Origin of the sequence: Pseudomonas sp. FH4 (genome assembly GCF_000510915.2) — a bacterium.
Taxonomy (GTDB): domain Bacteria; phylum Pseudomonadota; class Gammaproteobacteria; order Pseudomonadales; family Pseudomonadaceae; genus Aquipseudomonas; species Aquipseudomonas brenneri.
Map to the genome: position 1 here is coordinate 195,386 of NZ_AOHN01000013.1, position 25,155 is coordinate 220,540.

Annotated in this window: 23 protein-coding genes and 1 pseudogene; 9 read left to right on the forward strand and 15 right to left on the reverse strand. The window is 56.1% G+C overall.

Going from position 1 to position 25,155, the window contains the following annotated elements; genetic code table 11:
• Positions 1–66: 66 nt before the first annotated feature.
• The 3 genes from H097_RS09525 to H097_RS09535 all read right to left on the reverse strand — a co-directional run bounded on the left by H097_RS09525 (position 67) and on the right by H097_RS09535 (position 5,106).
• The gene (locus H097_RS09525) at positions 67–1,752 is read right to left on the reverse strand and encodes a hypothetical protein (protein WP_032859298.1); all 1,686 of its coding nucleotides are present in this window, start codon (positions 1,750–1,752) and stop codon (positions 67–69) included.
• A 38-nt stretch (positions 1,753–1,790) separates the two neighbouring features.
• Entirely contained in the window at positions 1,791–2,324 is a 534-nt protein-coding gene (locus H097_RS09530; protein ID WP_032859300.1) for a DUF5625 family protein, read from the reverse strand.
• Positions 2,325–3,603: 1,279 nt separating this feature from the next.
• The gene (locus tag H097_RS09535; protein WP_032859302.1) at positions 3,604–5,106 is read right to left on the reverse strand and encodes a HEPN domain-containing protein; all 1,503 of its coding nucleotides are present in this window, start codon (positions 5,104–5,106) and stop codon (positions 3,604–3,606) included.
• Between the two features lie 387 nt (positions 5,107–5,493).
• On the opposite strand from H097_RS09535, the gene H097_RS09540 reads away from it, so the two are divergent.
• Both H097_RS09540 and H097_RS09545 read left to right on the forward strand, forming a co-directional pair.
• Entirely contained in the window at positions 5,494–5,742 is a 249-nt protein-coding gene (locus H097_RS09540; RefSeq protein WP_032859303.1) for a hypothetical protein, read from the forward strand.
• A 239-nt stretch (positions 5,743–5,981) separates the two neighbouring features.
• Positions 5,982–6,425 carry an N-acetyltransferase gene (locus tag H097_RS09545; RefSeq protein ID WP_032859305.1) on the forward strand — a complete coding sequence of 148 codons (444 nt, stop codon included), beginning with the start codon at positions 5,982–5,984 and terminating at the stop codon, positions 6,423–6,425.
• A 311-nt stretch (positions 6,426–6,736) separates the two neighbouring features.
• Here H097_RS09545 and H097_RS09550 read toward each other — a convergent pair whose 3' ends face one another.
• The 3 genes from H097_RS09550 to H097_RS09560 all read right to left on the reverse strand — a co-directional run bounded on the left by H097_RS09550 (position 6,737) and on the right by H097_RS09560 (position 9,386).
• On the reverse strand, positions 6,737–7,285 hold the full coding sequence (locus tag H097_RS09550; RefSeq protein WP_032859306.1) for a cytochrome b: 549 nt from the start codon (positions 7,283–7,285) through the stop codon (positions 6,737–6,739).
• 143 nt (positions 7,286–7,428) lie between these two features.
• Positions 7,429–8,319, reverse strand: coding sequence for an alpha/beta hydrolase (locus H097_RS09555; RefSeq protein WP_032859308.1), 891 nt, complete (start codon positions 8,317–8,319; stop codon positions 7,429–7,431).
• Positions 8,316–9,386 carry a sugar phosphate isomerase/epimerase family protein gene (locus tag H097_RS09560; RefSeq protein ID WP_032859309.1) on the reverse strand — a complete coding sequence of 357 codons (1,071 nt, stop codon included), beginning with the start codon at positions 9,384–9,386 and terminating at the stop codon, positions 8,316–8,318. Before H097_RS09560 ends, H097_RS09555 begins: the two co-directional genes overlap by 4 nt.
• 109 nt (positions 9,387–9,495) lie before the next feature.
• Here H097_RS09560 and H097_RS09565 point away from each other — a divergent pair, with 109 nt between their 5' ends.
• Both H097_RS09565 and mqo read left to right on the forward strand, forming a co-directional pair.
• Positions 9,496–10,122 carry a TetR/AcrR family transcriptional regulator gene (locus H097_RS09565; RefSeq protein WP_050593320.1) on the forward strand — a complete coding sequence of 209 codons (627 nt, stop codon included), beginning with the start codon at positions 9,496–9,498 and terminating at the stop codon, positions 10,120–10,122.
• A gap of 275 nt (positions 10,123–10,397) precedes the next feature.
• Positions 10,398–12,044, forward strand: coding sequence for a malate dehydrogenase (quinone) (gene mqo, locus H097_RS09570; RefSeq protein ID WP_032859310.1), 1,647 nt, complete (start codon positions 10,398–10,400; stop codon positions 12,042–12,044).
• Between the two features lie 116 nt (positions 12,045–12,160).
• On the opposite strand, the gene H097_RS09575 is transcribed toward mqo, so the two are convergent.
• The 4 genes from H097_RS09575 to ppnN all read right to left on the reverse strand — a co-directional run bounded on the left by H097_RS09575 (position 12,161) and on the right by ppnN (position 14,805).
• A complete protein-coding gene (locus H097_RS09575; protein ID WP_032859314.1) occupies positions 12,161–12,535 on the reverse strand; it encodes a hypothetical protein in 375 nt (124 codons plus the stop codon).
• 72 nt (positions 12,536–12,607) lie between these two features.
• Positions 12,608–13,003 (reverse strand): type II toxin-antitoxin system VapC family toxin, encoded by a 396-nt coding sequence (locus H097_RS09580; RefSeq protein WP_032859317.1) that lies wholly within the window; start codon positions 13,001–13,003, stop codon positions 12,608–12,610.
• Positions 13,000–13,257: an AbrB/MazE/SpoVT family DNA-binding domain-containing protein gene (locus H097_RS09585; protein WP_032859669.1), complete on the reverse strand. Its 258-nt coding sequence runs from the start codon at positions 13,255–13,257 to the stop codon at positions 13,000–13,002. Before H097_RS09585 ends, H097_RS09580 begins: the two co-directional genes overlap by 4 nt.
• Before the next feature lie 174 nt (positions 13,258–13,431).
• Complete coding sequence (gene ppnN, locus H097_RS09590; RefSeq protein WP_032859320.1) at positions 13,432–14,805, reverse strand: nucleotide 5'-monophosphate nucleosidase PpnN; 1,374 nt, start codon at positions 14,803–14,805, stop codon at positions 13,432–13,434.
• A 328-nt stretch (positions 14,806–15,133) separates the two neighbouring features.
• Here ppnN and fabV point away from each other — a divergent pair, with 328 nt between their 5' ends.
• Complete coding sequence (fabV, locus tag H097_RS09595) at positions 15,134–16,327, forward strand: enoyl-ACP reductase FabV (protein ID WP_032859321.1); 1,194 nt, start codon at positions 15,134–15,136, stop codon at positions 16,325–16,327.
• A 5-nt stretch (positions 16,328–16,332) separates the two neighbouring features.
• On the opposite strand, the pseudogene H097_RS28670 reads toward fabV, so the two are convergent.
• Positions 16,333–16,443, reverse strand: a pseudogene (locus tag H097_RS28670) (outer membrane lipoprotein carrier protein LolA); the annotation flags it as partial.
• Positions 16,444–16,538: 95 nt separating this feature from the next.
• Here H097_RS28670 and H097_RS09600 point away from each other — a divergent pair.
• Positions 16,539–17,162 carry an HAD family phosphatase gene (locus H097_RS09600; protein WP_032859323.1) on the forward strand — a complete coding sequence of 208 codons (624 nt, stop codon included), beginning with the start codon at positions 16,539–16,541 and terminating at the stop codon, positions 17,160–17,162.
• Here H097_RS09600 and H097_RS09605 read toward each other — a convergent pair.
• On the reverse strand, positions 17,159–18,064 hold the full coding sequence (locus H097_RS09605) for a LysR family transcriptional regulator (protein WP_032859326.1): 906 nt from the start codon (positions 18,062–18,064) through the stop codon (positions 17,159–17,161). The two genes, H097_RS09600 and H097_RS09605, sit on opposite strands and share 4 nt — an antisense overlap.
• A 98-nt stretch (positions 18,065–18,162) precedes the next feature.
• Here H097_RS09605 and H097_RS09610 point away from each other — a divergent pair, with 98 nt between their 5' ends.
• Entirely contained in the window at positions 18,163–19,329 is a 1,167-nt protein-coding gene (locus H097_RS09610; RefSeq protein ID WP_032859327.1) for an aspartate aminotransferase family protein, read from the forward strand.
• Here the strand turns inward: H097_RS09610 and punR are convergent.
• Complete coding sequence (gene punR, locus H097_RS09615) at positions 19,321–20,238, reverse strand: DNA-binding transcriptional activator PunR (protein ID WP_032859329.1); 918 nt, start codon at positions 20,236–20,238, stop codon at positions 19,321–19,323. The genes H097_RS09610 and punR overlap by 9 nt on opposite strands.
• A gap of 122 nt (positions 20,239–20,360) precedes the next feature.
• Here punR and punC point away from each other — a divergent pair, with 122 nt between their 5' ends.
• Positions 20,361–21,545, forward strand: coding sequence for a purine nucleoside transporter PunC (gene punC, locus H097_RS09620; RefSeq protein ID WP_032859332.1), 1,185 nt, complete (start codon positions 20,361–20,363; stop codon positions 21,543–21,545).
• Here punC and H097_RS09625 read toward each other — a convergent pair.
• Together H097_RS09625 and H097_RS09630 are read right to left on the reverse strand one after the other, a co-directional pair.
• Positions 21,542–22,375: a hypothetical protein gene (locus H097_RS09625; protein WP_032859335.1), complete on the reverse strand. Its 834-nt coding sequence runs from the start codon at positions 22,373–22,375 to the stop codon at positions 21,542–21,544. The genes punC and H097_RS09625 overlap by 4 nt on opposite strands.
• Before the next feature lie 144 nt (positions 22,376–22,519).
• Positions 22,520–23,470 carry a LysR family transcriptional regulator gene (locus tag H097_RS09630; RefSeq protein ID WP_032859338.1) on the reverse strand — a complete coding sequence of 317 codons (951 nt, stop codon included), beginning with the start codon at positions 23,468–23,470 and terminating at the stop codon, positions 22,520–22,522.
• 172 nt (positions 23,471–23,642) lie between these two features.
• Between H097_RS09630 and H097_RS09635 the strand changes: the two genes are divergently transcribed.
• Positions 23,643–25,154 carry a nucleobase:cation symporter-2 family protein gene (locus tag H097_RS09635; RefSeq protein ID WP_032859341.1) on the forward strand — a complete coding sequence of 504 codons (1,512 nt, stop codon included), beginning with the start codon at positions 23,643–23,645 and terminating at the stop codon, positions 25,152–25,154.
• Position 25,155: the final 1 nt, after the last annotated feature.

The window sequence follows — 25,155 nt, forward strand, 5'->3', positions numbered from 1 at the left end:
CATACGAGGCGATGGAAAGGCCTGAGCCGGAACCTCCTTTCCTACTCCAGCTCAGGCAGTGAGGCATCAAAAGTCGGTGGGTAGTTCAGGCTGGCCCACCATAGCGACCATGGGAACATTATGCTGTTCGACAGTATTAGGAGCTCGTATCACTTCAATGCGGGGTGCAGATTTTACTGTAGCTATAGTGTCGACAAAGCTTTGCGTTTGTTGTTCTAAACTCAGAGCGAATGGATCACTTGCCATCTTGTTCGCTATAGCCGAAGTAGGCTTGCTGTAGGTGAAATAGACATCGGCAATTTCCCGTGTTTCACCCGATTCCAGCATGTAGTCGGATACCCACTTAATAGTGTTGCCATTCTTGTCTGGGCGATAGGTTGCCTCAACATCTTCAAGCGATATTGATCTGATTTTTGCTTCTTGCAAGCTCATCAGCTCTCCTGCTTCGGAGATGGTGTTCTGGTTTTTGTCCTGCCACACTCTCAGCTTATCGAAAAAATCGTCAGCAGCGTCAATCCGTCCATCTAGGTTAGAGTCAAGTCTACTTAGCAAAGTAAACCCATCTTCTGAAGCACTACCGAATAACTCTCTACCGTTGTCAATGATGCCATTATCATTCTCGTCAAAAGCAAGAAATCCACTTTCGCGATCTAGCCAGCCGTGGTATGCATTCTTTTCGCCTGGAACAAACTCAAACCCTTTAATTTTATCGAAAATTGACCGGGTCTTGATTCCATCCCCACTTAGATCGAGTACTAACGGTGTGAATTCTCCAAACGCCTCTTGCATGTCAGCCTTTTTTTCCTCAGTCTTTTTACTGACCTCGGCGGCTTTTCCCCCAAGAGCTTTGTCGGCTTTACCGAAATCGCTATTAATGAACTCTTGCATGCTTTTTTCCGCTGAATTAATGCGGTCCATCTTCTGGTTGAAGTTACTTTGCCAGCTGTAACCGCCGTTGAAAATATCAAGACCGTTGTTCTCAAATACATGTTCCTGGAATGCAGCTACACCTCCATTCCAGCTCGTTATACCGTTATAGTCCTGGTAGAGAAAGCCATTGCCAGGCTTGACCAAATCCGATAGTGAGAAGTTGAACTCGTTTATTTCTTTTTGCATTTGCGCTATAAAATCGCGCTCGGCGATTCGCTCATTTCGCAGTCCAGTGTCTGATAGATTGCTCGACACATCTCTCTCGTCAAGCCACAAACACATCTGAAGTTCATCTGAGTTGTAGTAATCTCCACGGCGGGTTAGGTCGTCACGAATAATTTGGGCGCCAAAACTATCCAGGAGATTTTTTATTGGAACTATATTTGCTGCCGGTAAAAGGGAGCCTTCAAATTCCTTTTCGTTATATCCGATGGTTTTTAGTGATGAGTAAACGAAGTCTACACAGCTGTTGGTTAGAACGTTATATGTTGAAGCATCAAAACCAGCTAGTTCGGGGTTTTTTGAAAAGCTAATTAGATTGCTATATTGAGCCTCAGTTAGTTGTATGGTGACTTCGTAAATTGTTTTTTGATACGCTGCGTCATCAAATGCAGAAACAGCTCCTTCTCCACTCATCTGTTCAAATGCTGAAGTAAAACCATAACTGTTTTTTGTTGTGCCATCACTAACGCTATACCACATATGCCCAGCAAGGGATTGATGAGTGTCCCCTGCTTTATTGCCCGCCTTATCTTGTTGATAAATGTAATCTGCTCCCATTCCTGCTACTTTATAGGTGACGCTGTGATTTTTATCAGGCATGCCATCAAGTCCTTTGATAGTTGGGTAGGGTGGTGGTGTTAGATTTTAGGGTTGTAGTAAGAGAACTTAACGTAAGTTTCTGTTTCGCTAAAAGCTTCTGTGGCCTCAGTTGTGCTGACTTCAACTAGGTATCTGCCCGGTGGTAAAGTGAGGTGCTTTATATCTCTAAGCTGTACGCTCTTGCGTGCACCGTCGTAATCAAAGGAAAAAGTCGAATTGGTACCGCGAGTCAGGATTAGTTCGTTAAAGAAGATCTTGTCATCTTTCATTATGCGTAGATGAATAGGTATGGGAGTGCCCCCGTTATTCTCGCCCCATACGCCCCATAATTTACTTTGCGCATCCATCTTGGATTTGTCTTTTCCCCAAGCAAATAATAGCGCAAACCTATAGTCGCCAACCTCTTTTACCTCAAACTCTGCCCTAACGGTTTGATCTGGTGTAGAGATATTAATTGGCTTGGTTATCGAGATTGGGCTCGAACAGCCAAGTAATACAGAAAATAAATAAAGTACAGAGAATACTTTGCATGTTGCTAAGGCCCTGCTAAATACAGTTTTATTTTTAATCATAGATCCCTCTTAATAAAAAGTTGCATTTCAAATCTCCAGTTCCCCGGCTGTACTCTAAGCCCGGTAATTTTGGGCCTGTCGGGTACCAGTCCAAGTACACTCCAGTTCCCGTTTCAACCGACTATCGAAATCGCAGGCAGAATGGTTGGAAACCAAAACTTTGCTTTGACTGGCCATTCGCTCCCTTACGAAAGGTTCAATTTCGGCAGTCTGCTCAGACAAACGTTTGTAGATCTGCCTGAGCACCATTTGGATTGCGAATCCCAAGTGCCTCTTTCAAGTCGTGCCTGATAGTAGAGTCAGCTCATCCTCAAGCAAGGTCCAAATCTCCTTCGCTATGCGAATCAGCCATAGCAATACCTACAGTTGCATTGACGAGAAACACGAGGATAGCACCAATGATGATATTGATTCTCATTAAAAAATAAATGTAAGCCGAATTCATTTTTGGGGTTTCGCTAACGCACATCCGGCGCGCGCCGTCGTCCCCCCACCTCGCCTGCGGGCTAAAGGGGTCGTTTTTTCTGCACACCTGCAACCCCCTCAACACGGCGCTGGCTGGGGGCCGCTTTCCGATTTCCGAACCCGGAAATACCTGCGGAACCCTGCACCGAGGGAGTATTTTGTGGAAGGGCCTTGGAGGCTCTGCTGTTGATGGGGAGGGGGGGGAGTCTCAAAAAGAGTAATTTCAGTAATCTCCCCACGGAAACGGTCTGGAGGCCGCGTATTCTGTGGGTTAGGAGATTACAAAAAGGAGTAACAGAGAAGTAATTGAAAAGGTAATTTTCTATCAAAGTATTGATTTTAAAGGGTTTTATAAAAGGTGGAGAATTACATTTATAAAGAGTAATCAGATTACTTCAATGTTACTTAAATATTACCTTTTGCCGTGATGAAAAATCCTTTGTTTTCAATAGGTTGGTTGGGTCAGGCGCAAAAAATTACTGATGTTACTCTTTTTTATAGCCCAGAAAATTTCGAGGCATTGGCGTCCAATGCGCATGCGCGCACGTACGATTGCCAGCTGCGGGTTGTGATGATTCGTTGGGGGCGTAGCTATTAGCTATGGGCGACTGGATAGCGCAGGAATTTGAGCTATGGGCAATTGCAACATCAGGAGACGGTGTGACTGTTGGGCAGGGGGGGATGTTGTGGAGCAAGTTAGAATCAACGGTGATGTAGGTTACTATGGTCTGGTGGTGCGCCTACTTCCCCCAGATGAGCGGCACATGAGCCGATACTTATCAACTCTTGGGCCGCTATTGTTGCTTTTTTAGTGTTACTTGAAATGTTTGGCCTCGCCCTCTACAGCTTTCAATGATTCTATTTCGTTATTGAAAGAGTTTATGAAGTATGAATAGTTGTGAGCGTATGAGGGGCGGCTCTTTATCCACGCCTCAGGGTTCCATCCGCATTCAATAATGTCAGATGCGGAGAATACAAACTCTAAAGCGTCCGTGAAAAATGGCAAAAAACTTTCATACTTTTTATAGTCGAAATCGTCACTGCCGTGGACGAAATGGTTTCGCATTTTTATTGCTAAAACTAGTGCGCGATCAATTCCATTGTTTATGTTCGGAATATTGTTTTTTACGATTTGAGCTCTGTGAAGAACTTTGCTACGAAGGTTAGCTCTACCCCATCGTTTCATCACCCCGATGGCTGCGGCTCGGTCTTCTGAATGGGGTAAGGCTTCGAGTATTTTAATGCACTCGGTTCGTGCATCAATATATTGTTCGGAGATTTCTTTATTTGGTACGGTTGCTGCTGACGGCAATATGTCAAAGGCATTTGCGGCAGATACAAGTCTATCGGTATCGTAGGAGCGATTTTTATTTAATCCATTTAAATATTGAGTCCGTCCCACGCTCCATTCGGACTCTCTCTCGATCCAGGCTTGTAGTACGGTGGAAAACTCAACGGGCCTATGAATTGGGCTTAAAGGGGTATCGTTTATGCCTCGAAGAGGAGGGGCTGTGACTGTTGAGCTGTAGCTGCAGTATATGTCTATGTATTTACCTGGTAAGGAATCAGTTTTTTTGATTTTTATATCGCTGGCTTTTTGAGTGCGGCCGGCGATGATTGAAAAAAATCTAGCAAAAGTCGAAATGTGGCTAATTGTCTTTTCGAAATTAATAGGCTCATCGAGCTTAAGGTTTGCGCTAATATTATTTTCGCAAGTTATGCCGGTTTTTCCGTCTGTGGAAAAGCTAGGGCTATGAGTTATCGTCAACAAGCCAATTTTTGTTTGACATTGAAAGATATCTATCTTGCCGGTCCAATAGAACAGGTGTGGGGTCTCTGCGATTTCTGGTAGTAGGAGTTCGTAGTTGAAGGATGAGCTATTTATTATTTCATCGTGGTTGTCGGATAATAGAGTCTTCAATTTGTTTTCAGTGCTAAATAAATGACCAAATGCACTGCGATCATTGAATAATGTTGGTAGATCGTTTGTCGTAAAGCAAATTTCGATAATGGTGTTTTCGTTGGAGTCGAGTCCCTGATCACCAATTGAAACGAAATGAGGAAAGACCGACGCGGTATATTCGACGCCACCATGATGGTAGCTATGTTGGAACCCTACATCAATGCAGTTTAAGCATGAGATGATTTTGTGGTCGAATCCAGCCCCATTTACGGTGTGGATCGTGGTGAGGGAGGGTATAGGGGATTTGCTTTTAAATGTGAGTAGAGTGTCTTCGTTGTCAAGTTTTAAAGTGCCAAAAAAATCTTGATCAAGGATTTTAAAAAAGCCATTCACTTCTTTTAAGTTTGCGTCCATTTGGAAGTCCTATTGGTGCTATTCCTTGGTGGAACGATATGTCTCTAGGTCGAATATAGACTGGCAGCATACAGGTCTTTTAGCAGATGCATTATGGAGCGTTGTGAGTGTTAACGCTGAAATATAGTGATTGGTTTGTATGGCGGTGGTACGAAAATGGTACGCGAAAAATTGGGTTGGTTTGGAGGCCTTTAGGAATGGGGTCTGTGTAGATAGTTTGTCCAATCCATAACCGAAAAGGCTGATGTTTTTCACTCATGATCGGCAGCAGTCGACCCAAAGCAGCCCCCGCGACGCATAGCGCCCCATTCGCGTGTGGCTGCTACTCGGCCAGGAGCTGCGTGATTTATACTGAATTCAGTAAACCCTCATCGTTAGGCTTTCAGAATGTATAAGCGTGCCGCAATCACTATGCTGGCCTTTCTCATAGCACTCCCTTCAGCCTACTGGTTGCTTGGTGAAGCAGTTGTGATGTTTGAAATGGCGAGCACGGGAGCCAAATCAAGAGCTGAGTTAGCAGATGACTTTGGTCTTGGCTTACTGGTGCTCTTCGTTGTCATGCCAGGAGCCGTAATTGGTGCATTTATCACCGCGGCATTAGTGTGGCGGGTAATGAGACCCAGAAGGGTGGGCTAAGTGATTAACACATCATCCCTGCCGGCTCGTTAACGCTAACGCTGAATTTCACTGGCAGCGTCCGCTTCTGGCCGGTAGCTGCCTGCCACGACGGGTAGCAACCGGCCAAAAGTGGCCTTTCATGACCGGCTGTAAGCCACCTGTAACCTCGCGCTGCACCCGGATCGCGACCCATCGTCAGGCTTTGCGAAATGTCAGGCAGGCCATACCATACCTTCACGTCATCAAAGGCTAATGGAATGGCACTACAACTCAGACAAGCACGTGTTACCGATCTTCCGGCCATCTACAGAGGCGAGGAGAGCTATATCCGCTGTTGGGAGCCCGAGCATGAAGCATCGTGGCGAGCTCAACTGGAACGGCACATGACGCGTTGGGTAGAGAATTTTGACCGTCTGAACGTCGCGTTCATGGGTAATGCCTTCGCAGGTTACTCACTCTGGATACCTGAGCAGAGTTACGCAGAACTTTGCACTATCCATGTAAGTCCAGAACATCGGCGTAGCGGGGTGGGAATGGCCCTCTTGGAAGCCTATGCACTGGACGCGGCACGGCACGGATTCACGCAGTTGCGGTTGAGTGTGCGACCTGATAACCCCGCGAAGAGGATGTACGAGAAGGCGGGGTTTTTATGCACCGGTACCGGTGCCCATGATTACCTGACGTATAAGCGCCACGCGTGAGGGGTGTTCGGTGCGGGTCCGCTTCTGGCCGATTGCCGCATGTCTTGAGGAGCACGGCGTCACTGCTTGGAAGTAGTGTTGGTACGAAAGTGGTACGCAGCTTTCAGGTCGGCTCTGTAGAGCAAGGAGTACGTGGCCTACAGGATTAGTAATTCCAATCCATCATAGGTGCAACGCTAAAGCGCCGAGAGAGTACGGGTGATGCAATGTGTAGGGGCATTGGGGTATCTGGATGGGGGCGGCGAAGGGCGATCAGTTTATCAGGATCGGAGTGGCCTCGTTGAGGCCAGGTATTGAGCGCCTCCGCATATTCAGTCGACACGGCCCGGTAGCATGCCTGTCAGTACCTTGTCTTTATCAATAAAGTGATGTTTCAGCGCTACAACCACATGCCCACCCACAAGGACTCCGCATAGCCAGGAGGTGTAGGTATGGATCGCCTTTGCCAGGTCATAGAGGCTTTTATCTGCCTCCACCAGCGGCGGCAGCAAGAATAAGCCCGCAACCAGGATGGGTTTGTCGGCGACCGAACTCCAGTACCAGCCGGATATTGGCAATCCAACTAGCGCTACGATGTACAGCAGCAGATGGCCGATGAACGCCGCACGTTTGATCAGTGGCGTCATCGTATCGGGCATCGCGGGTGCTGGATGGGCCAGGCGCCAGGCGATGCGCAGGACGATAAGGAATAGCAGCGTGCTGGCCATCGCCTTGTGTAAAAAGGTGAGTTGATGCTGTGGATTGAATTCATCGCGCCAGTGAACGGCCACGATCCCCACGACCCAGGCGACAATCCAGATGAGCGCCATGCCCCAGTGCAGCCACTTTGCCGTGGCCGTATAGCTTTTTGCCTCAGTCATCTGGATACGCGCCTCCCTTTTGAGAAGACGCGATTATCGACAATTGGGCCTGTCGGAAAACCGTAAAAACTCGATGATTCCCATCGGTTTTTCTGATTTCTGAATTTCCCGACTTTGCCCCGTTACTCGTCTGGCACGAAGTCTCAGACTTCAGGATGCGCCAGCAAAAAGCCGAGCAAGTGTTCCAAAAAAGCCTCCGGTGCCTCCTCCATTACAAAATGCCCACAATTCGTGATGATCGCCCCGCGCAGGTCAGTTGCGCGACCCTGGAGCGTTATCAGTGGCGCATCGTTGGTGGCATGTTCAGCACCGATGGCCAGTACTGGCATTTCCAGCATGCGGGTAGCGCGTTCGGTGTTTTGCCGGATTGTTTCGGGAATCGCGCGGTAATAGTCGAACCCCGCACGCAAGCCGCCGGGTGTCGAGTAGGCGCGAATGTAGACGTCGGAGGCGACGGCGTCGCGGTGGAATGACCAGCGATCGAACATGAAGTTGAGGTAGGTTTCTTCCCGACCGGTAATCAGGGCCTCGGGCAGGTCCTGGATCTGGTTGAAGAGGAAGTGCCACAGGAAGATGTTGTGTTCCGGCGCGACAAAAATCGGTGGCGGTGTGGCCAGGCCGGGTATGACGGCTTCGGTTACGGTTAGTGTGCGCACGGCGTGTGGCTGGTCGCTTGCCAGGGCATAGGCTACCCACATGCCGACATCGTGCCCGACCAGGTGATAGCGTGGGATCCCGAGCCCCAGCATCGTCCGATGGAGCACGTCGGCAATATTACCGGTGTCGAAGCCCAGTGCAGGCCGGTCTGAGTTGCCAAGGCCGGGCGGGTCGACAGCAATGGCCTGGAAGCCCTGAAGTGCGAGGGCTTGCATGATATGCCGGAAGGCGTACCAGGTTTGTGGCCAGCCCGGGATCAGCAACACTGGCTCCCCAGTTCCGGCCATGACGCAGTGGATTTTCTTGCCATCGATTCGCACATAGTGATGTGTGAAATCGTCGCCCGTACGCAGCGATGTGGCGGTGTGCGCGCTCATGGTCTTGCCTCGTGCTGCAGGCCGAGCATAGCCTGGATCTGCCGCTGATCGACCGGTGCACCGGCGAAGTCGTCAAAGGCCCGGTTGGTGACTTCAATGATGTGTCGATTGATAAACTCGACGCCTTCGCGGGCTCCGTCTTCCTGGTTTTTCAAGCAGCACTCCCATTCCAGCGTGGCCCAGCCTGGATAGTCGTATTGGGCCAGCTTGGAGAAAATGCCTTTGAAATCCACCTGACCGTCACCCAGTGAGCGGAAGCGTCCGGCACGGTCGGCCCAGTCGCTGTATCCGCCGTAGATACCCTGGCGGCCGGTGGCGTTGAACTCGGCGTCCTTGACGTGAAACATGCGGATGAACGACTGGTAAATGTCGAGGTAGCTCAAGTAGTCCAGTTGTTGCAATACGAAATGGCTGGGGTCGAACAGGATTCGGCAGCGCGGATGCTGGTCAACCCGTTCGTAGAAGCGCTCGAAGCTGGTGCCGTCGTGGAGGTCTTCGCTGGGGTGGATTTCGTAGCAGAGGTTGATGCCTTTCTCATCGGCGAGATCCAGGAGCGGTCGCCAGCGTCGGGCCAACTCATCGAATGCGGCATCGATAAGACCTTCTGGGCGTTGCGGGAAGGGGAATAGATAAGGCCAGGCGAGGGCGCCGGAAAATGTGCCCAGGTCTTCAAGACCGAGCCTTTGCGAGGCAGTGATGGTCAATTTCATGCGCTCGATCGCCCATTCTGTACGGGCCTGGGGTTTACCTCGCAGCGGCGCTGGAATGGAGGCGTCCCACAGGGCGTCATAGGCAGGATGAACCGCCACCAGTTGGCCAAAAATGTGGCTGGTCAGTTCACTGATCTGCAGGCCATGGTCGCCGAGCATGCCCTTGATGTCATCGCAGTACGCTTGGCTTTGCGCGGCCAGTTCAACATTGAAGAATCGGCTGTCCCACGCCGGAATCTGCAGCGCCTTGAAACCTTGTGTCCTGGCCCACTGGGCGATGTTCTCCAGGCTATTGAAAGGCGGCTCGGCGGCGCTGAATTGCGCCAGGTGCAAACTAGGTCCTTTAAGCGTACGCATCAGATTGTTCCTATTGTTTGTCGATCGACAAAGAATAGGCCTGCCCATTCATTACCGTCAACTCGATATGAGTTAAAGTGATGAAATCACACCCACAGGTAAGCAATTAATGGCCGGACGTCCGCGCGAATTTGATAGGGAAGCGGCATTGCAGCGCGCCATGTTGTTGTTCTGGGAGCAAGGGTACGAGGGCACCAGCATGTCGGCGCTGGTGGAGGCGCTGGGCATTGCCTCGGCGAGGATTTACGCCGCTTTTGGCAGCAAGCAGGCGCTGTTCCGTGAGGCGGTGGCTTTATATGAAAGCGGCGAGGGTGGCTTTGCCGACTATGCGCTGGCGCAGGCAGACCTGAGAAGCGCGATCAGGGGCATGTTGGACGATGCCATCAGCACATACACGCAATCGGGTCGTCCCGGCGGCTGCCTGGTGGTGAGTGCCGCAAGCAGCACCAGCCCGGACGGTGTCGAGGTTCAGCAATGGCTGTGTGAGCACCGCCGGCAACGTACCCAGTCGATTATCGACAGATTGCAATACGGGCAGGAAAGCGGCGAGCTTGGCGAGGATGTCGATGTGCAGGCGCTGGGGGACTTTTATGCGACCTTTTTGCACGGTATTTCCATCCAGGCGAGGGATGGCGTTACGCCTGAGCGTCTTCGCCAGTCTGTCGAGGTAGCGCTGGGCCTGTTGCCAACACGACCACCAAGTCCAGAACAGACGCCCGATCCAGCCGGACCATGATATTCTGCGCGCCATCTTGGTCTATTCTCTCTCTGGTACGCACTCCCGAATGCGTACCGGCAGGGTAGCTGTCGCCGAGGTAGCTGAAGCCAATAATGATAAGAAGTCAGCGCAGAAGGGACATAAAAGTGAGGTCGATACGTCGGCCTTGTGTGCCCACCCTGCAGTTCTTGCGAGTACGGGAACCAGCAAAACATTGCCTGATGTTTTGTGAACAACGGTTGCCGGAAGGTCGAGGACGGTAGGGCGGAAGGCGTTTTATCATAGGTGCTACGATGTTTAAAAAAGTGAACACTGCCCTGCTGGGGCTGGCTTTGTCGATGGGGATTACTTCCGTTCAGGCGGAAGAGGCAAAGAAAGTTGATGTGCTGCTGATCGGCGGGGGCATCATGAGTGCGACCCTGGGTGTCTGGCTCAATGAGCTGGAGCCGCAATGGTCGATGGAGATGGTCGAGCGCCTGGACGGCGTCGCCGAAGAAAGCTCCAACGGTTGGAACAACGCCGGTACCGGTCACTCGGCCCTGGCTGAGTTGAACTACACCCCGGAAAACAAGGACGGCACCGTTGAGATCCCGAAAGCGGTCGAGATCAACGAAGCATTCCAGATTTCCCGCCAGTTCTGGTCGTGGCAGGTTCAGCAAGGCGTTCTGAAGAACCCGCGCTCGTTCATCAATTCCACTCCGCACATGAGCTTTGTGTGGGGCGATGACAACATCAAGTTCCTGAAGAAGCGTTACGAAGCATTGCAGGCAAGCCCGTTGTTTGCCGGCATGGAATACTCCGAAGATCCGGTACAGATCAAGAAGTGGGTTCCGTTGATGATGGAAGGGCGTGACCCGAGCCAGAAAATCGCGGCTACCTGGTCTCCGATCGGTACCGACGTGAACTTTGGCGAGATTACCCGTCAGTTCGTTGCTCACCTGCAGACCACGCCGAAGTTTGATCTGAAACTGTCGAGCGAAGTGCAGGACATCACCAAGAACGCCGACGGTTCGTGGCGTGTCAGCTACAAAAACCTGAAAGACGGCACCAAGACCGAGACCGACGCCAAGTTCGTGTTCATCGGCGCGGGCGGCGGTGCTTTGCACTTGCTGCAAAAATCGGGCATTCCTGAAGGCAAGGAATATGCAGGCTTCCCGGTTGGCGGCTCGTTCCTGGTAACCGAGAACCCAACGATTGCCGAGCAGCATCTGGCCAAGGCCTACGGCAAGGCTTCGGTGGGTTCGCCACCGATGTCGGTTCCGCACCTGGACACCCGTGTGCTGGATGGTAAGCGCGTGATCCTGTTTGGCCCATTCGCGACCTTCTCCACCAAGTTCCTGAAAGAAGGCTCGTACCTGGACCTGCTGACCAGCACCACCACCCACAACATCTGGCCAATGACCAAAGTCGGTATCCGCGAATACCCACTGGTCGAGTACCTTGCCGGCCAACTGATGCAGTCGGATGACGACCGCTTCAAGGCGCTGCAAGAGTACTTCCCGAACGCCAAGAAAGAAGACTGGCGCCTGTGGCAAGCCGGTCAGCGTGTGCAGATCATCAAGCGTGACGAAGAGCAGGGCGGCGTCCTGAAACTCGGTACCGAAGTGGTCAGCTCCGCCGACAACACCATCGCCGGCCTGCTGGGTGCATCGCCTGGTGCGTCCACCGCAGCGCCGATCATGTTGACCGTGCTGGAAAAAGTGTTCAAGGACAAGGTCGCCACCCCGGCCTGGCAGGAAAAACTGAAGCAGATCGTGCCTAGCTATGGCACCAAGCTGAACGGTAGCCCTGAGCGTGTTGCGCAAGAATGGGCCTACACCGCCAAGGTTCTGCAACTGACGCCTCCGCCTGCCATTCCTGCAATGCCCGCTCCGCAAGCGACCGAGGCTGCCAAGCCTGCGACCGAGCCGAGCAAGCCGGCGGCTGATATCGCGCTGTAAGCGGTTGACCAGGTTCTGAAACAGGATTGAGTCGACACTTGAAAACCCGCTGAACCGGTAACGGTCAGCGGGTTTTTTGATTGCGGCTTTTTATCGAAGAGGTTTAGGGCTGGGCTCTAGCTCGGTTTTTTTGTTCCCAACAGCCGCACTTCCTTGAGCAACGCCGCCCCCAGTTGCTCGGTACCCAGTTCCTTGTACCCCACCGCCTTGATCTCACCATTTTGTTCCGCCTGGATGATGATTACTGGTGTCTCCTTGCCTGTACCCGCTTCGACGTGCAGGGCGTATTGGGGAATATCCATCTTGATCGGTGTACCTGCCGCCTTGCCTTTCACATTGATCAGAAACGCCGCACAACCATTGTCGACATCGTCGTTGGTGGCAGACCGCCCGCTGACGAAACAACTCTCGGGCAGGTCGGGCCAGGCGATGGTTTGCGCCTGGGCCAGGGCGGGTGTCAGGAGCAAGGCAGCGAGCAGAAGCGTGCGCACGTTGGGCGGTCTCTCAAGGGGCGGTGGAATACAGGTTTTACCAAAGCAGATGCATTGCAGCAACGCCAGGGATCAGTCCAGGCGTCGCATGCCGGTGGCCTTTGCGGCGTCGATATCAAAGGTGGCGGTGTATTCGCACCCGGCAGCGTGGGCACAGCGCTCGATCAGACAGTCGGCGAAATCAGCCTTGGTCGTGGTAAATCGGCGCACAGCCTGCCAGATGAGTTCGGTATGTTCGATGATCAGCTCACGGGTGCGCAGCAGGGTTTCCAGAACCGCCACCACTTGCGTCTTGGGGCATTGGTAGCAGCTTTGTAATACCCACACCAACTCCACCACCGAAACCAGGCTGACAAACCCCGGTGAAGTGGCAGTGAAGGATTCGATCAGGCTTGAGGCCTTGGCCGATTGAACCGGATCATCCTGGGTGACATAGCGCACCAGCACATTGGTATCCAGGCCTATCATCCAGCCTTCGCTCCCTGTGTGGCGATGGCCTGGTTCATCTGTTCAATGCTGACGGCCTGGGCGGGTTTGCGGATCAGGCCCTTGAGGTCCTGGACGCTATGGTTGGCGGCGATGATGGCAAACTTGCCATCTTCCATTTCGACAAACTCCACCCGGTCTCCGGTGTCCAGGCCCAATGCGGTCCGAACTTGAACGGGGATAGTGATTTGCCCTTTTGAGGTGAGTGTGGCGGTGGCCATAATGAAGATCTCCATCGGGATATTCCTTACCCTAGGGTAAGGAATGATGGAAGACAAGATCCGTTGGTCCATAGGTCGCTCTTTAGGTGTCGGTGGGTCGGAATAGATAAAACCTAGTCCGGATTCCTGCCAACGACACCTGTAAAAGGCCCTTAAAACACTACAACATATGACCTGGCAGTTTGCCTGTTACTGCACCACGCGATAGCACGGCACATACGCCGCTCCACCGGGCAATTTCATCCGGTGCTGTTCCACAAATGCCTTCAGCAGCTCATCTAGTGGCTTCATGATGGCCAGGTCGCCGTGGATTTCGTACGGGCCGTTTTGCTCGATAAGGCGGATGCCTTTGTCCTTGACGTTACCCGCCACGATCCCGGAGAACGCCCGGCGCAGGTTGGCTGCCAGCTCATGGGGCGGCAGCGCGTGGCTCAGTTGCAGGCTGGCCATGTTTTCGTGGGTCGGGTCGAACGGGCGCTGGAAGCCTTCGTCGATCTTCAGCAGCCAGTTGAAGTGGAAGGCGTCGTTGCGCTCGCGGCGGAATTGTTTCACGGCTTTTAAACCGGCAGTCATCTGCCGCGCGACTTCAGCGGGGTTGTCGATGATGATCTGGTAGTGGGCCTGGGCCGCCTCGCCCAGGGTCGCGCCGACAAACGCATGCAGTTGTTGCAGGTACGGCGCGGCCTGTTTTGGCCCGGTGAGGATCACCGGGAACGGCACGTCGCGGTTGTCCGGATGCATCAGGATACCCAGCAGGTACAGGAACTCTTCGGCCGTGCCCGCGCCGCCCGGGAAGATGATGATGCCATGGCCTACGCGCACAAAGGCTTCCAGGCGTTTTTCGATATCCGGCAGGATCACCAGTTCGTTGACGATCGGGTTTGGCGCTTCGGCGGCGATGATGCCGGGCTCGGTAAGGCCCAGGTAGCGCCCGCCGGTGATACGTTGTTTGGCGTGGGAAATGGTCGCACCCTTCATCGGACCTTTCATCACGCCAGGGCCGCAACCGGTACATACATCAAGGCTGCGCAGGCCCAGTTCATGCCCGACTTTCTTGGTGTATTTGTATTCTTCGGTATTGATCGAGTGCCCGCCCCAGCACACCACGATCTTCGGCTCGACTCCGGGCCGCAGCGTACGCGCGTTGCGCAGCAGGTGGAACACGTAGTCGGTGATGCCCTGGGAGGTGCTCAGGTCGATGCGCTGGCTGTCCAGTTCGTTCTCGGTATAGACGATGTCGCGCAGGGCGCTGAACAGCATCTCGCGGGTACTGGCGATCATTTCGCCATCCACGAACGCGTCAGCCGGTGCGTTCAACAGTTCCAGGCGCACGCCACGATCCTGTTGATGGATGCGCACCTCAAAGTCCTTGTAGGCGTCGAGGATGGTCTTGGCGTTGTCGATATGAGCGCCGGTGTTGAGGATTGCCAGGGCGCACTGGCGAAAAAGTGTATAGATGCTGCCGGAGCCGGCTTCGCTCAGTTGCTGGACTTCACGTTGCGACAGCGTTTCGAGGCTGCCCTTGGGGCTGACGGAGGCATTGATGACTTGGCGTTGAGGCATTCTTATTCCCTGAAAGCGCAGCCACCGGGTGATGAACAGCCAGTGGCATGAGGATGACGAGCGCCGAATACGGTCGCACAGGACGGGCATTTTCCCTGCCCTACAGGCAGGACGCAAACTCCGTACAGCCTCATCATGCCGCAGAATGTGCTGAATCTGCGTTCATGTCGGAAAAATAGAGTGCCTTTCCCCGCTGTGGATTGGATTTTGAGAACAGAAGAATTGCGACTATCGTGACGCTTCGGTTTTTCGGACGTCATAGACCAGTACGATTGACGCCGTAATGGCCACCATTGGCCATCGGCACCTTGGAAGAGGCAGAAATTTTATGATCATCAAACCGCGGGTTCGTGGCTTTATCTGTGTGACCGCTCACCCTGTTGGCTGCGAAGCGAACGTCAAAGAGCAGATCGACTACGTGACCGAACACGGTGCCATCGAAGGCGGCCCGAAGAAAGTCCTGGTGCTCGGTGCGTCCACCGGCTATGGCCTGGCAGCGCGTATCAGTGCCGCTTTTGGTTGTGGCGCCGATACCCTCGGCGTGTTTTTTGAGAAAGAAGGCGAAGAAGGCAAGCTCAGCTCTGCCGGCTGGTACAACAGCGCCGCTTTCCACAAGTTTGCCGCGCAAAAAGGCCTGTACGCCAAGAGCATCAATGGCGATGCGTTCTCTGACGAGATCAAGCGCCTGACCATCGAAACCATCAAGAAAGACCTGGGCAAGATCGACCTGGTGGTCTACAGCCTGGCCGCGCCACGCCGTACCGACCCGCAAGGCGTGGTGCACAACTCCACCCTCAAGCCGATCGGCAAGGCTGTGACCCTGCGCGGGATCAACACCGACAAGGGCGTTGTGGTCGACACCACACTGGAACCTGCAACCCAGGAAGAAATCGACGGTACCGTCAAAGTGATGGGTGGCGAAGACTGGCAGCTGTGGATCGACGCCCTGCGCGACGCCGACGTGCTGGCCGAAGGCGCCAAGACCACTGCGTTCACCTACCTGGGTGAAAAGCTGACCCAGGATATCTACTGGAACGGCTCCATCGGCGAGGCCAAGAAAGACCTCGACAAGAAAGTCCTGACCCTGCGCGACAACCTCGCGGCACTCAAGGGCGATGCCCGTGTATCGGTGCTCAAGGCCGTGGTCACCCAGGCCAGTTCGGCGATCCCGATCATGCCGCTGTACCTGTCGCTGCTGTTCAAAGTGATGAAAGAGCAGGGTACCCACGAAGGCTGCATCGAGCAGGTCTACGGCCTGTTCAAGGACAGCCTGTACGGCAGCGAGCCTAAGCTGGACGCCGACGGTCGCCTGCGTGCCGACCTGGCTGAGCTGGAGCCGAAGGTCCAGGACGCCGTAGCGGCGCTGTGGAACCAGGTCACCGACGACAACGTCAACGAGATCAGCGATTTTGCCGGCTACAAGGCTGAGTTCCTGCGTCTGTTCGGTTTTGAGATCGATGGCGTGGATTATGAGGCCGACGTCAATCCGACCGTGAAGATCGAAGGTCTGGTCCAGGCTTAACCCTCTGTAGGAGCCGGCTTGCCGGCGAAAAACCTGAGAACAACGCGGGGTGCCAGGCACCCCGCGTGATCATTGAAGATTTTCGCCGGCAAGCCGGCTCCTACAAAAAAGCTCACATTTACGAACCGTCCTACCGTCCCTCGTTTGTCCTTTCGTAACCTCGCTGTGCCAGACTGCATCCGTTATCACACTGAGCTAACGGAGGATCTCCATGACGATTCGTGCAGTAGTTTTTGATTTCGGCGGTGTCCTGTTTGATTGGAGCCCGCAGCACCTGTATCGCAAACTGATTACCGGTGACGAGGAGCGGCAATGGTTCCTCGACAACATCTGCACCCAGGCCTGGAATACTGAACAGGATGCTGGGCGCACCCTGGCCGAGGCCACCCGCACCCTGATCGCCAAACACCCGCAACATGAGGCCTTGATTCGGGCCTACTACGAGCGCTGGCATGAAATGCTGCGCGGCCCGCTCGCAGATGGCGTGGCGATTCTTGAAGACCTGCATGAAGCCAAAGTGCCGCTATTCGGCCTGACCAACTGGTCGGCTGAAACCTTCCCCTATGCCCGCGCCAACTATCCATTCCTGAAATACTTTCGCAATATCGTGGTGTCCGGCGAGGTCAAGCTGATCAAGCCTGACCCGGCGATCTACCGCGCGAGCCTCGATCAGGTGCGTGCTGATTTGCCGGACATCGAGCCTGAGCAAGTGGTGTTTATCGACGATGTGGCCGAAAACGCCAATGCCGCCAGTGCCTTGGGCTGGCGTGGCATTCATCACGTATCACCCGAGCAGACCCGCCGCCAACTGCAGGCCCTGGGGCTGAGTTTCTAGCGCGCCCATTGTTCGATCACGAAGTCGACAAAGGCCCGCAGCTTGGGCAGGCGATAGCGGTCCTGCGCATAGAGAAGATGCATCGAGCGCGAAGGTGACTGATAGCCTGGCAGCAGCGCCACCAGCCTGCCCGCCAGCAGGTCGGCGCCGACCAGGGCGTCGGGCAGCATCACGATGCCCATGCCTTCGACGGCGGCACGATGCAGGGCCTGGGAACTGTTGATGGTCATGGGGCCGGACACGGCGACTTCAACTTCACCCTCGGGGCCCCGCAGGCGCCAGAGTTTGTCGGCGTTGCGCCAGTCATCGGTCGAAGGGTAGGCAAACGCGAGGCAGTCATGGTCCTGCAAATCCATGGGCTGCTGGGGCGTACCCCGGCGCGCCAGGTATTGCGGCGAGGCGCACAGGGTCATGGTGTAGTCCTGCAACGGCCGGGCGATCAGGCTGGAAGGTTGCAGCTCACCCAGGCGGATTGCCACGTCGAAGCCGCTGTCGATCAGGTCCATGGCTTGATTGCTCAGCACCACGTACAGCTGGATCTGTGGATAGCGCCGGGAAAACTCACTGAGCGCCGGTGCCAGGCGCTCGGCACCAAACGCCGGCGGGGCGGTGATGCGCAGCAGCCCTTGTGGCGCCTCGGTATGGATTTGCTCAGCCAACTGCTCGGAGTTGGCCACCAGCCCCAGCACCTCCAGGCAGCGCTGGTAATACAGGCCACCGAACTCGGTCAGGCTTTGCTTGCGGGTGGTGCGCTTGAGCAGGCTGACGCCGAGGCGGTGTTCCAGGGCACGCAGGTGATTGCCGACCATGGTGGTCGACAGTCCACAGGCCTGGGCTGCCGCAGTCATGCTGCCGGCCTCCACCACTTTGACGTAGACGGTCATTGCCTGGAACAGATCCATTATCAACCCTTGATTCAAAGTCATTGCATATATGTGCAGTTTATCCAGCTTGAGTGGCTAACGATACTAAGGCCCTGACCCCGATGGAGCCCGATGCCATGACCGCCGCTTGCCTGATGACCACCTATCAACCCCTGGCCCTGAGTTTTACCCGTGGCCTGGGCACACGCCTGTGGGACCAGCAAGGCCGTGAGTACCTCGACGCCGTGGCCGGGGTGGCCGTGACCAATGTCGGTCACTCCCACCCACGGCTGGTGACGGCAATCAGCGAGCAGGCCGGGTTGCTGTTGCATACTTCCAACTTGTACGGCATTGACTGGCAGCAGCGCCTGGCGCAACGGCTGACCCAGTTGTCGGGCCTGGATCAGGCGTTCTTCAACAACTCCGGCGCCGAAGCCAATGAAACAGCGTTGAAACTGGCGCGCCTGCATGGCTGGAAAAAAGGCATAGAGCAGCCGCTGGTGGTGGTCATGGAGAATGCCTTCCACGGCCGTACCCTAGGCACCATGGCCGCCAGTGATGGGCCATCAGTGCGCCTGGGGTTTCAGCGTTTGCCGGGGGATTTCATCAAGATTGGCTTTGGTGACCTGGCGGCATTGGAGGCGCTGACCCGTGAGTTCGGTCCCAGGGTCGTCGCGGTGTTGCTGGAGCCGATCCAGGGTGAAAGTGGCGTGCAACTCGCCCCGCCGGGCTATCTGAAAGCCTTGCGTGCGCACTGTAGCCAGCACGGTTGGCTATTGATGCTCGATGAGATCCAGACCGGCATTGGCCGTACCGGCACCTGGTTTGCCTTCCAGCAGGAGGGCATTGTCCCGGACGTCATGACCCTGGCCAAGGGGCTGGGCAACGGTATCCCGATTGGCGCCTGCCTGGCGCGTGCCCCGGTAGCCAAGCTCTTCACCCCCGGCAGCCATGGCAGCACCTTTGGCGGTAACCCACTGGCGTGCCGTGTGGGTTGTACGGTGCTGGATATCATTGAGGAGCAAGGCCTGCTGGAGAACGCCGCGCGTCAAGGCGAGCGGCTGCTGGCGCGGCTGCGGGTGGAATTGAGCGAGCACCCGCAAGTGCTGGCGATCCGTGGGCGCGGTTTGATGATCGGCATTGAACTGGCTACGCCGCAGCGCGACCTGGCCGAGCGGGCCGCACGGGAGCAGGGTTTGTTGCTCAATGTCACGCGGGGCAAGGTCATTCGCCTGCTGCCGCCCCTGACCCTGGATAGCAAGGAAGTGGAGATGATCGTGCGGGGCATCGCGCGGTTACTGTAAACCTGGCCCGTTCAGCCATTCCTGGTTCATCGTTTCGCTATCCCCCAGGTATTCCAGCAGCCAGGTCATGGCCGGGGACAGTTTGTTCTGCGCCCAGGCCACGCAGGACGGGCTGGCCGGGAAGGGCCGGGACAGTTGCAGGGCGGCCAGTTCGCCGCTGTCGATCAGCGGTTGCACCAGGTGCGCCGGAACCATGCCGACGCACAGCCCGTCTTGCAGGCAATCCATGGCCGATGCCCAGTTGGGGACTACCAGGCGTCGCTGGTTGTCCAGGGTCCAGGTATCGCGCTTGGGCAGGTTGCGCGAGGTGTCGGTCATACACAGTGATGCAAAAGGCCGCAGTTGATCGTCACTGAGTAAACCCTCGACCTGCGCCAGCGGATGCCGGGCGCTGACCACGCACAGCCAGTTCAACAGCCCCATGTCGCGAAACGTGAAGTGGCTGGCCACCGGCACCGCACTGGTGGCGCCGATCACGATGTCGGTGCGCTCGTCCGCCAGGGCGTCCCACACCCCGTTGTACACCTCGTATTCCAGCAACAATTCCACTTCCGGGAACTGGCGATAGAAATCCAGTACCAGTTGCCGGCACCGCTGCTGCTTGACGATGGAATCCACCGCCACTTTCAACTGGCCGCTCCAGCCATTGGCCACCTGCTGGCACAGCCGGCGGGTGCCGAGCATGGTTTTCATCACGCCGCGGGCTTCGTCGATAAACAGGCGGCCGGCAGGTGTCAGTTCCACATCACGGTGGCGACGGATAAACAACGGTACTGCCAACCATTCCTCGATCTGTCGTACTGTGTAGCTGATGGCCGAGGGCACGCGGTGCAGTTCCTGGGCGGCGGCGCTGAAGCTGCCGTGACGCGCCACCGCATCCACCACATCCAGGGAGTATTCGGACCACATGGGTTCTGCCTTCAAAAATATTGATAAGAGTGTCCAACTATTATCGCTTCACAGGGCGGCTGTCAGCTTCATAATAGGCGCCAGTCAGCAAATTGTTTGATGGCAGGACCTACAAGGCTTCAATGAAAAACTCTTTTGGTTTCACCTGGTACCTGGCGGGGCTGAGCATGCTCGGCTACCTGGCCATGGATATGTACTTGCCCGCGTTCGGCGCCATGGGCGAACACCTGCAGATTTCACCCGGTGCGGTGGGCGCCAGTCTGAGCATCTTCCTCGCCGGTTTTGCCGTGGGGCAACTGCTCTGGGGGCCGCTGTCTGACCGCCTGGGGCGCAAGCCAATCCTGCTGGCCGGCCTGAGTCTGTTTGTGCTCGGCTGCCTGGGGATGTTCTGGGTCGAGACCGCGCCGCAACTGCTGGCGTTGCGGTTTGTGCAGTCGATCGGGGTGTGCAGCGCCGCTGTCAGTTGGCAGGCGCTGGTGATTGACCGTTACCCGGCCGACAAGGCGCATCGGGTGTTTGCCAGCATCATGCCGCTGATGTCCCTGTCACCGGCGCTGGCGCCGCTGTTGGGCGCGGTGGTGTTGAATCACTGGGGCTGGCAGGCGATCTTCGCCGTGTTGCTGGGCGTCTCGCTGTTATTGCTGGTGCCAACGTTGTTGCTCAAATCCATGCCCAAACGCCTGGCTGGCGACGGCGAAAAAGCCCGGTTGGGCTACGGGCAACTGTTCAAGTCGCGGGTGTTCACCGGCAACGTGATGATCTTTGCCGCATGCTCCGCCAGTTTCTTCGCCTGGCTGACCGCATCGCCGTTTATTCTCGGTGGCATGGGTTACAGCCCCAATGACATTGGCCTGAGCTATGTCCTGCCGACCCTGGCGTTTCTGGTGGGTGGCTACAGTTGCCGCAGTGCCTTGCAACGGTTCCAGGGCAAAGTCCTGTTGCCCTGGTTGCTGGTGGCGTACTGCATCAGCATGGTGGCGCTGTATCTGGTGGCGACCCTGACGGTGCCGACACTGACCACCTTGCTGATTCCGTTCTGCCTGATGGCCCTGGTCAACGGCGCCAGCTACCCGATTGTGGTGGCGAATGCGCTGATGCCTTTTTCGGAAAACTCCGGCAAGGCTGCCGCGCTGCAAAACACCCTGCAACTGGGCTTGTGCTTTGTCGCCAGCCTGCTGGTGTCGTCGCTGATCGAGGAACCCTTGCAGATCACCGCAATCGTGATGCTGGCGACCGCGCCGCTGGCAGTGCTGGGGTATTGGCTGGCGCGGCCCAAGTCGGATGAGTCGGAGCTGGCGGCGGCTTAAAACGTCACTTCCATGTTCACGGTTGGTGTCGAGGTGCGGCTACCACGGCCGCCATCCACACCGAACTTGTTATGCCAGTATTCGTAGCCCACGCCCAGGTACAGGTTGGGCTTGACGCTTTTGCCTGGCCGTACCGCGACCATCAGCGCGGTGCGCATCAGGGTCTCGGCCGCAGTGTCGCGACTGTTGTAGTCGTGGCCCTTGTCTCCGACATGGTTGATGAACCCCTGGAATTTTGCGCCATGGTTGCCGATCTCGAACGGGCGCATCCAGGTCAGGTTGAGCATGTAGGTGTCGTCGAAGGTGTGGTTCGGATCCTTCGCCCCGGGGATGCCGGAATGGTTGTTTTCCTTGTAGTACATCAGGCTCAGGTCCAGCACCCCGACCGTGTTGAACTTCAGGGTCGGCCCGATCACCAGGGCGCGCTTTTTCGCCGAGGCCAGGTTGTTGTTGCGGTTGGCGTCGAACCCCAGGGTCAGCGCGTAATCCTTGATCAGCCCCGTGCCCAGCGGCTGGTCAAATATCCGTGACGCATACAGCTGGTGCCGATAGACCGCATACACTTCACTGCCGCCGTGATCGGTGCCCTTGCGCGGGTCGCGGCTGTCGGACAGGAACACGTCGAGGTTGAGGAAGTTACTGCCGTACTGGTAGCCGCTGGCGTGGGTGAAGCTGTAGATGCGTTTGCTGAAGTCGTCGGGGTTGTTCGGATTGGTGAACTGTTGCCCGTAGCGAAATCCTACGCTGTTGTTCATCCACTCCACCGCGACAGCCTCCCCGCCGCCGAGGAGGGTGAATAATACGGTTGCGCCGTGCAGTGCCTTTTTCATTGTTTTAATTCCTTTGGCGTTTTGGCTCTTGGCAGCCGTGCAAGGGCTGCCGGGCGCAGTATCGGCACAACCGCGGTGACGCTCAAAGAACAGAATGTCGACTGGGCCGCTGCCGAATCGGCAGCACTGAAGTTGGCCGAAAGGTCAGGAAATGCGTGGTGTACAGGGTAATTCCTCGCGTTCACGCAAAGCGATTTCCTCGCTGATCAGGTGGGCCATCGACTCGACTGCCGTAGGCAAATCCCGACCCTTGCGCGCATACAGCCCCAGGTCGCTGAACATTCCGCCCTGATCACTCAGGGGGATATGCAGCAACTCACCCCTGGCCAAATCGGCCTCGATCCCGATCCGCGTCTGGAACGCCACCCCCAACTGCTGACGCGCCAACTGCCGCGCCAGTTCCATGGAGTTGCTTTGCAGCAACGGCTTGTGCGCAGCCGGCGAACGCTTGTGCAGCGGGGCGATCAAGTGATGGATCGACAGCTCGCTGTTGGCCTGGATCACCCCGTGTTCAGCGCACAGGGTGTAGCTGACGCTGGCGTGGGAGGCCAGTGGGTGACCCGGAGCCACCAACGCACCAAGGCGGAAATGGCCGACACACAGTTGCGTGGTTTCTGCGCTGCGCGGCAGGGCAAAAGCCAGCCCCAGGTCCGCCTGGCCGTTGATCACCGCTGCCGGAATCGATTGTGAACCCTGTACGGTCACACCGATGGTCACCGCCGGATAGCGCTGGCGCATGCGCTTGAGCACGGCCGGCAACAACTCCACCGTGGCGCCTTCCACCGTGGCGATTTCCACATGCCCGGTCTGCACTTGGTTCAATCCTTCCAGTTCGCCGCGTACCCGTTCCACATCCTGCAGCACCAGGGTCACATGGCGGGTCAGGATTTCCCCGGCAGCGGTCAGGCGCAGCCCGCCGGGCAGGCGTTCGAACAGAGGCGCGCCGACTTCGCCTTCAAGCTTGAGAATTTGCCGGTTCACTGCGGACGATGCCACGTTCAGCCGGCGTGCGGCTTCGCGGATCGAATGGCAGCGACGGACCATATCGAAGTAGCAAATGGCCGCAGAGTGAATGCGCAGCGTGCGGTTGAGCATTTTTTTCAGGTCCTTGTGGGCACGGCTTCAAGCCTTGGGGCAGGGCGGCTGAATGGATTTTTGTAACGTCGATGGCAGGTATCTTGTGGAAATGATTGTATACAACTCTATGGACATCCAATCTTTCTATTGCATACAGTGAGCGCACAACAAAAACAGAGATCCCCTCACCATGACTATCCCGAAGGCGTCACCGCAACGGCCAGAAGATGAGAATCTTGGCGTCGCTGCCAACATGGCTTACGGCCTGCAGCATGTACTGACCATGTACGGCGGCATCGTCGCCGTGCCGTTGATCGTTGGCCAGGCGGCCGGGTTATCTCCAGCCGATATTGGCCTGTTGATCGCGGCGTCGTTGTTTGCCGGTGGCCTGGCCACGTTGTTGCAAACCCTGGGCCTACCGTTTTTTGGCTGCCAGTTGCCGCTGGTGCAAGGGGTGTCGTTTGCCGGCGTGGCGACCATGGTGGCGATTGTCGGCAGCGATGGTGCGGGCGGTGTGCCGGCGATCCTTGGCGCGGTGATGGCCGCGTCGTTGATCGGGTTGCTGATCACCCCGATCTTTTCGCGAATTACCAAGTTTTTCCCGCCCCTGGTGACCGGGATCGTGATTACCACCATCGGCCTGACGCTGATGCCGGTCGCCGCCCGTTGGGCCATGGGCGGCAACAGCCGTGCCGCGGATTTCGGCAGCATGCCGAACATTGGCCTGGCGGCCATCACCCTGGTGCTGGTGCTGCTGTTGAGCAAGGTGGGCAGCGCCACGATCTCGCGCCTGTCGATCCTGCTGGCGATGGTGTTTGGTACGCTGATCGCAGTGTTCCTGGGCATGGCGGACTTCTCTACCGTGACCCAAGGCCCGATGATCGGTTTCCCCACGCCGTTCCATTTCGGCATGCCGACCTTCCATGTGGCCGCGATCCTTTCCATGTGCATCGTGGTCATGGTGACGCTGGTGGAAACCTCGGCGGATATCCTCGCGGTGGGCGAGATCATCGACACCAAGGTTGACTCCAAGCGCCTGGGCAACGGCCTGCGTGCGGACATGTTGTCGAGCATGTTCGCGCCGATCTTCGGCTCGTTTACGCAAAGCGCCTTCGCCCAGAACGTCGGCCTGGTGGCGGTGACCGGGGTCAAGAGTCGTTATGTGGTGGCCACGGGCGGCCTGTTCCTGGTGATCCTTGGCCTGTTGCCCTTTATGGGCCGGGTGATTGCGGCGGTACCGACCTCGGTACTGGGCGGCGCCGGGATCGTGTTGTTCGGCACCGTGGCGGCCAGTGGGATCCGTACGTTGTCCAAGGTCGATTACCGCAACAACATGAACCTGATCATCGTCGCCACCTCCATCGGTTTCGGCATGATCCCCATCGCGGCACCAAGTTTCTACGATCAGTTCCCCAGCTGGTTCGCCACCATTTTCCACTCGGGGATCAGCTCCTCGGCGATCATGGCGATCCTGCTGAACCTGGCGTTCAACCACTTCACCGCCGGTAACTCAGACCAGCAGTCGGTGTTCGTCGCCGGCACCGAGCGTAGTCTGTGCTTCCAGGATGTGGCGGCACTGCGGGATGGGGATTACTTCAGCAAAGGCAAATTGTTCGATGCCGACGGTAAGGAAATTCCGGTGGTGGCGAACTCGCAGCACACAGCGACGGCGCCGGGCAGGGCTGAAACCAGCGAGGTTTAGC

Excerpts from the sequence above, each read along its gene's own strand:
- H097_RS09525 (WP_032859298.1), bottom strand. The coding sequence starts at position 1,752 with ATGCCTGATAAAAATCACAGCGTCACCTATAAAGTAGCAGGAATGGGA.
- H097_RS09530 (WP_032859300.1), bottom strand. The coding sequence starts at position 2,324 with ATGATTAAAAATAAAACTGTATTTAGCAGGGCCTTAGCAACATGCAAA.
- H097_RS09535 (WP_032859302.1), bottom strand. The coding sequence starts at position 5,106 with ATGGACGCAAACTTAAAAGAAGTGAATGGCTTTTTTAAAATCCTTGAT.
- H097_RS09540 (WP_032859303.1), top strand. The coding sequence starts at position 5,494 with ATGTATAAGCGTGCCGCAATCACTATGCTGGCCTTTCTCATAGCACTC.
- H097_RS09545 (WP_032859305.1), top strand. The coding sequence starts at position 5,982 with ATGGCACTACAACTCAGACAAGCACGTGTTACCGATCTTCCGGCCATC.
- H097_RS09550 (WP_032859306.1), bottom strand. The coding sequence starts at position 7,285 with ATGACTGAGGCAAAAAGCTATACGGCCACGGCAAAGTGGCTGCACTGG.
- H097_RS09555 (WP_032859308.1), bottom strand. The coding sequence starts at position 8,319 with ATGAGCGCGCACACCGCCACATCGCTGCGTACGGGCGACGATTTCACA.
- H097_RS09560 (WP_032859309.1), bottom strand. The coding sequence starts at position 9,386 with ATGCGTACGCTTAAAGGACCTAGTTTGCACCTGGCGCAATTCAGCGCC.
- H097_RS09565 (WP_050593320.1), top strand. The coding sequence starts at position 9,496 with ATGGCCGGACGTCCGCGCGAATTTGATAGGGAAGCGGCATTGCAGCGC.
- mqo (WP_032859310.1), top strand. The coding sequence starts at position 10,398 with ATGTTTAAAAAAGTGAACACTGCCCTGCTGGGGCTGGCTTTGTCGATG.
- H097_RS09580 (WP_032859317.1), bottom strand. The coding sequence starts at position 13,003 with ATGATAGGCCTGGATACCAATGTGCTGGTGCGCTATGTCACCCAGGAT.
- H097_RS09585 (WP_032859669.1), bottom strand. The coding sequence starts at position 13,257 with ATGGAGATCTTCATTATGGCCACCGCCACACTCACCTCAAAAGGGCAA.
- ppnN (WP_032859320.1), bottom strand. The coding sequence starts at position 14,805 with ATGCCTCAACGCCAAGTCATCAATGCCTCCGTCAGCCCCAAGGGCAGC.
- fabV (WP_032859321.1), top strand. The coding sequence starts at position 15,134 with ATGATCATCAAACCGCGGGTTCGTGGCTTTATCTGTGTGACCGCTCAC.
- H097_RS09600 (WP_032859323.1), top strand. The coding sequence starts at position 16,539 with ATGACGATTCGTGCAGTAGTTTTTGATTTCGGCGGTGTCCTGTTTGAT.
- H097_RS09605 (WP_032859326.1), bottom strand. The coding sequence starts at position 18,064 with ATGGATCTGTTCCAGGCAATGACCGTCTACGTCAAAGTGGTGGAGGCC.
- H097_RS09610 (WP_032859327.1), top strand. The coding sequence starts at position 18,163 with ATGACCGCCGCTTGCCTGATGACCACCTATCAACCCCTGGCCCTGAGT.
- punR (WP_032859329.1), bottom strand. The coding sequence starts at position 20,238 with ATGTGGTCCGAATACTCCCTGGATGTGGTGGATGCGGTGGCGCGTCAC.
- punC (WP_032859332.1), top strand. The coding sequence starts at position 20,361 with ATGAAAAACTCTTTTGGTTTCACCTGGTACCTGGCGGGGCTGAGCATG.
- H097_RS09625 (WP_032859335.1), bottom strand. The coding sequence starts at position 22,375 with ATGAAAAAGGCACTGCACGGCGCAACCGTATTATTCACCCTCCTCGGC.
- H097_RS09630 (WP_032859338.1), bottom strand. The coding sequence starts at position 23,470 with ATGCTCAACCGCACGCTGCGCATTCACTCTGCGGCCATTTGCTACTTC.
- H097_RS09635 (WP_032859341.1), top strand. The coding sequence starts at position 23,643 with ATGACTATCCCGAAGGCGTCACCGCAACGGCCAGAAGATGAGAATCTT.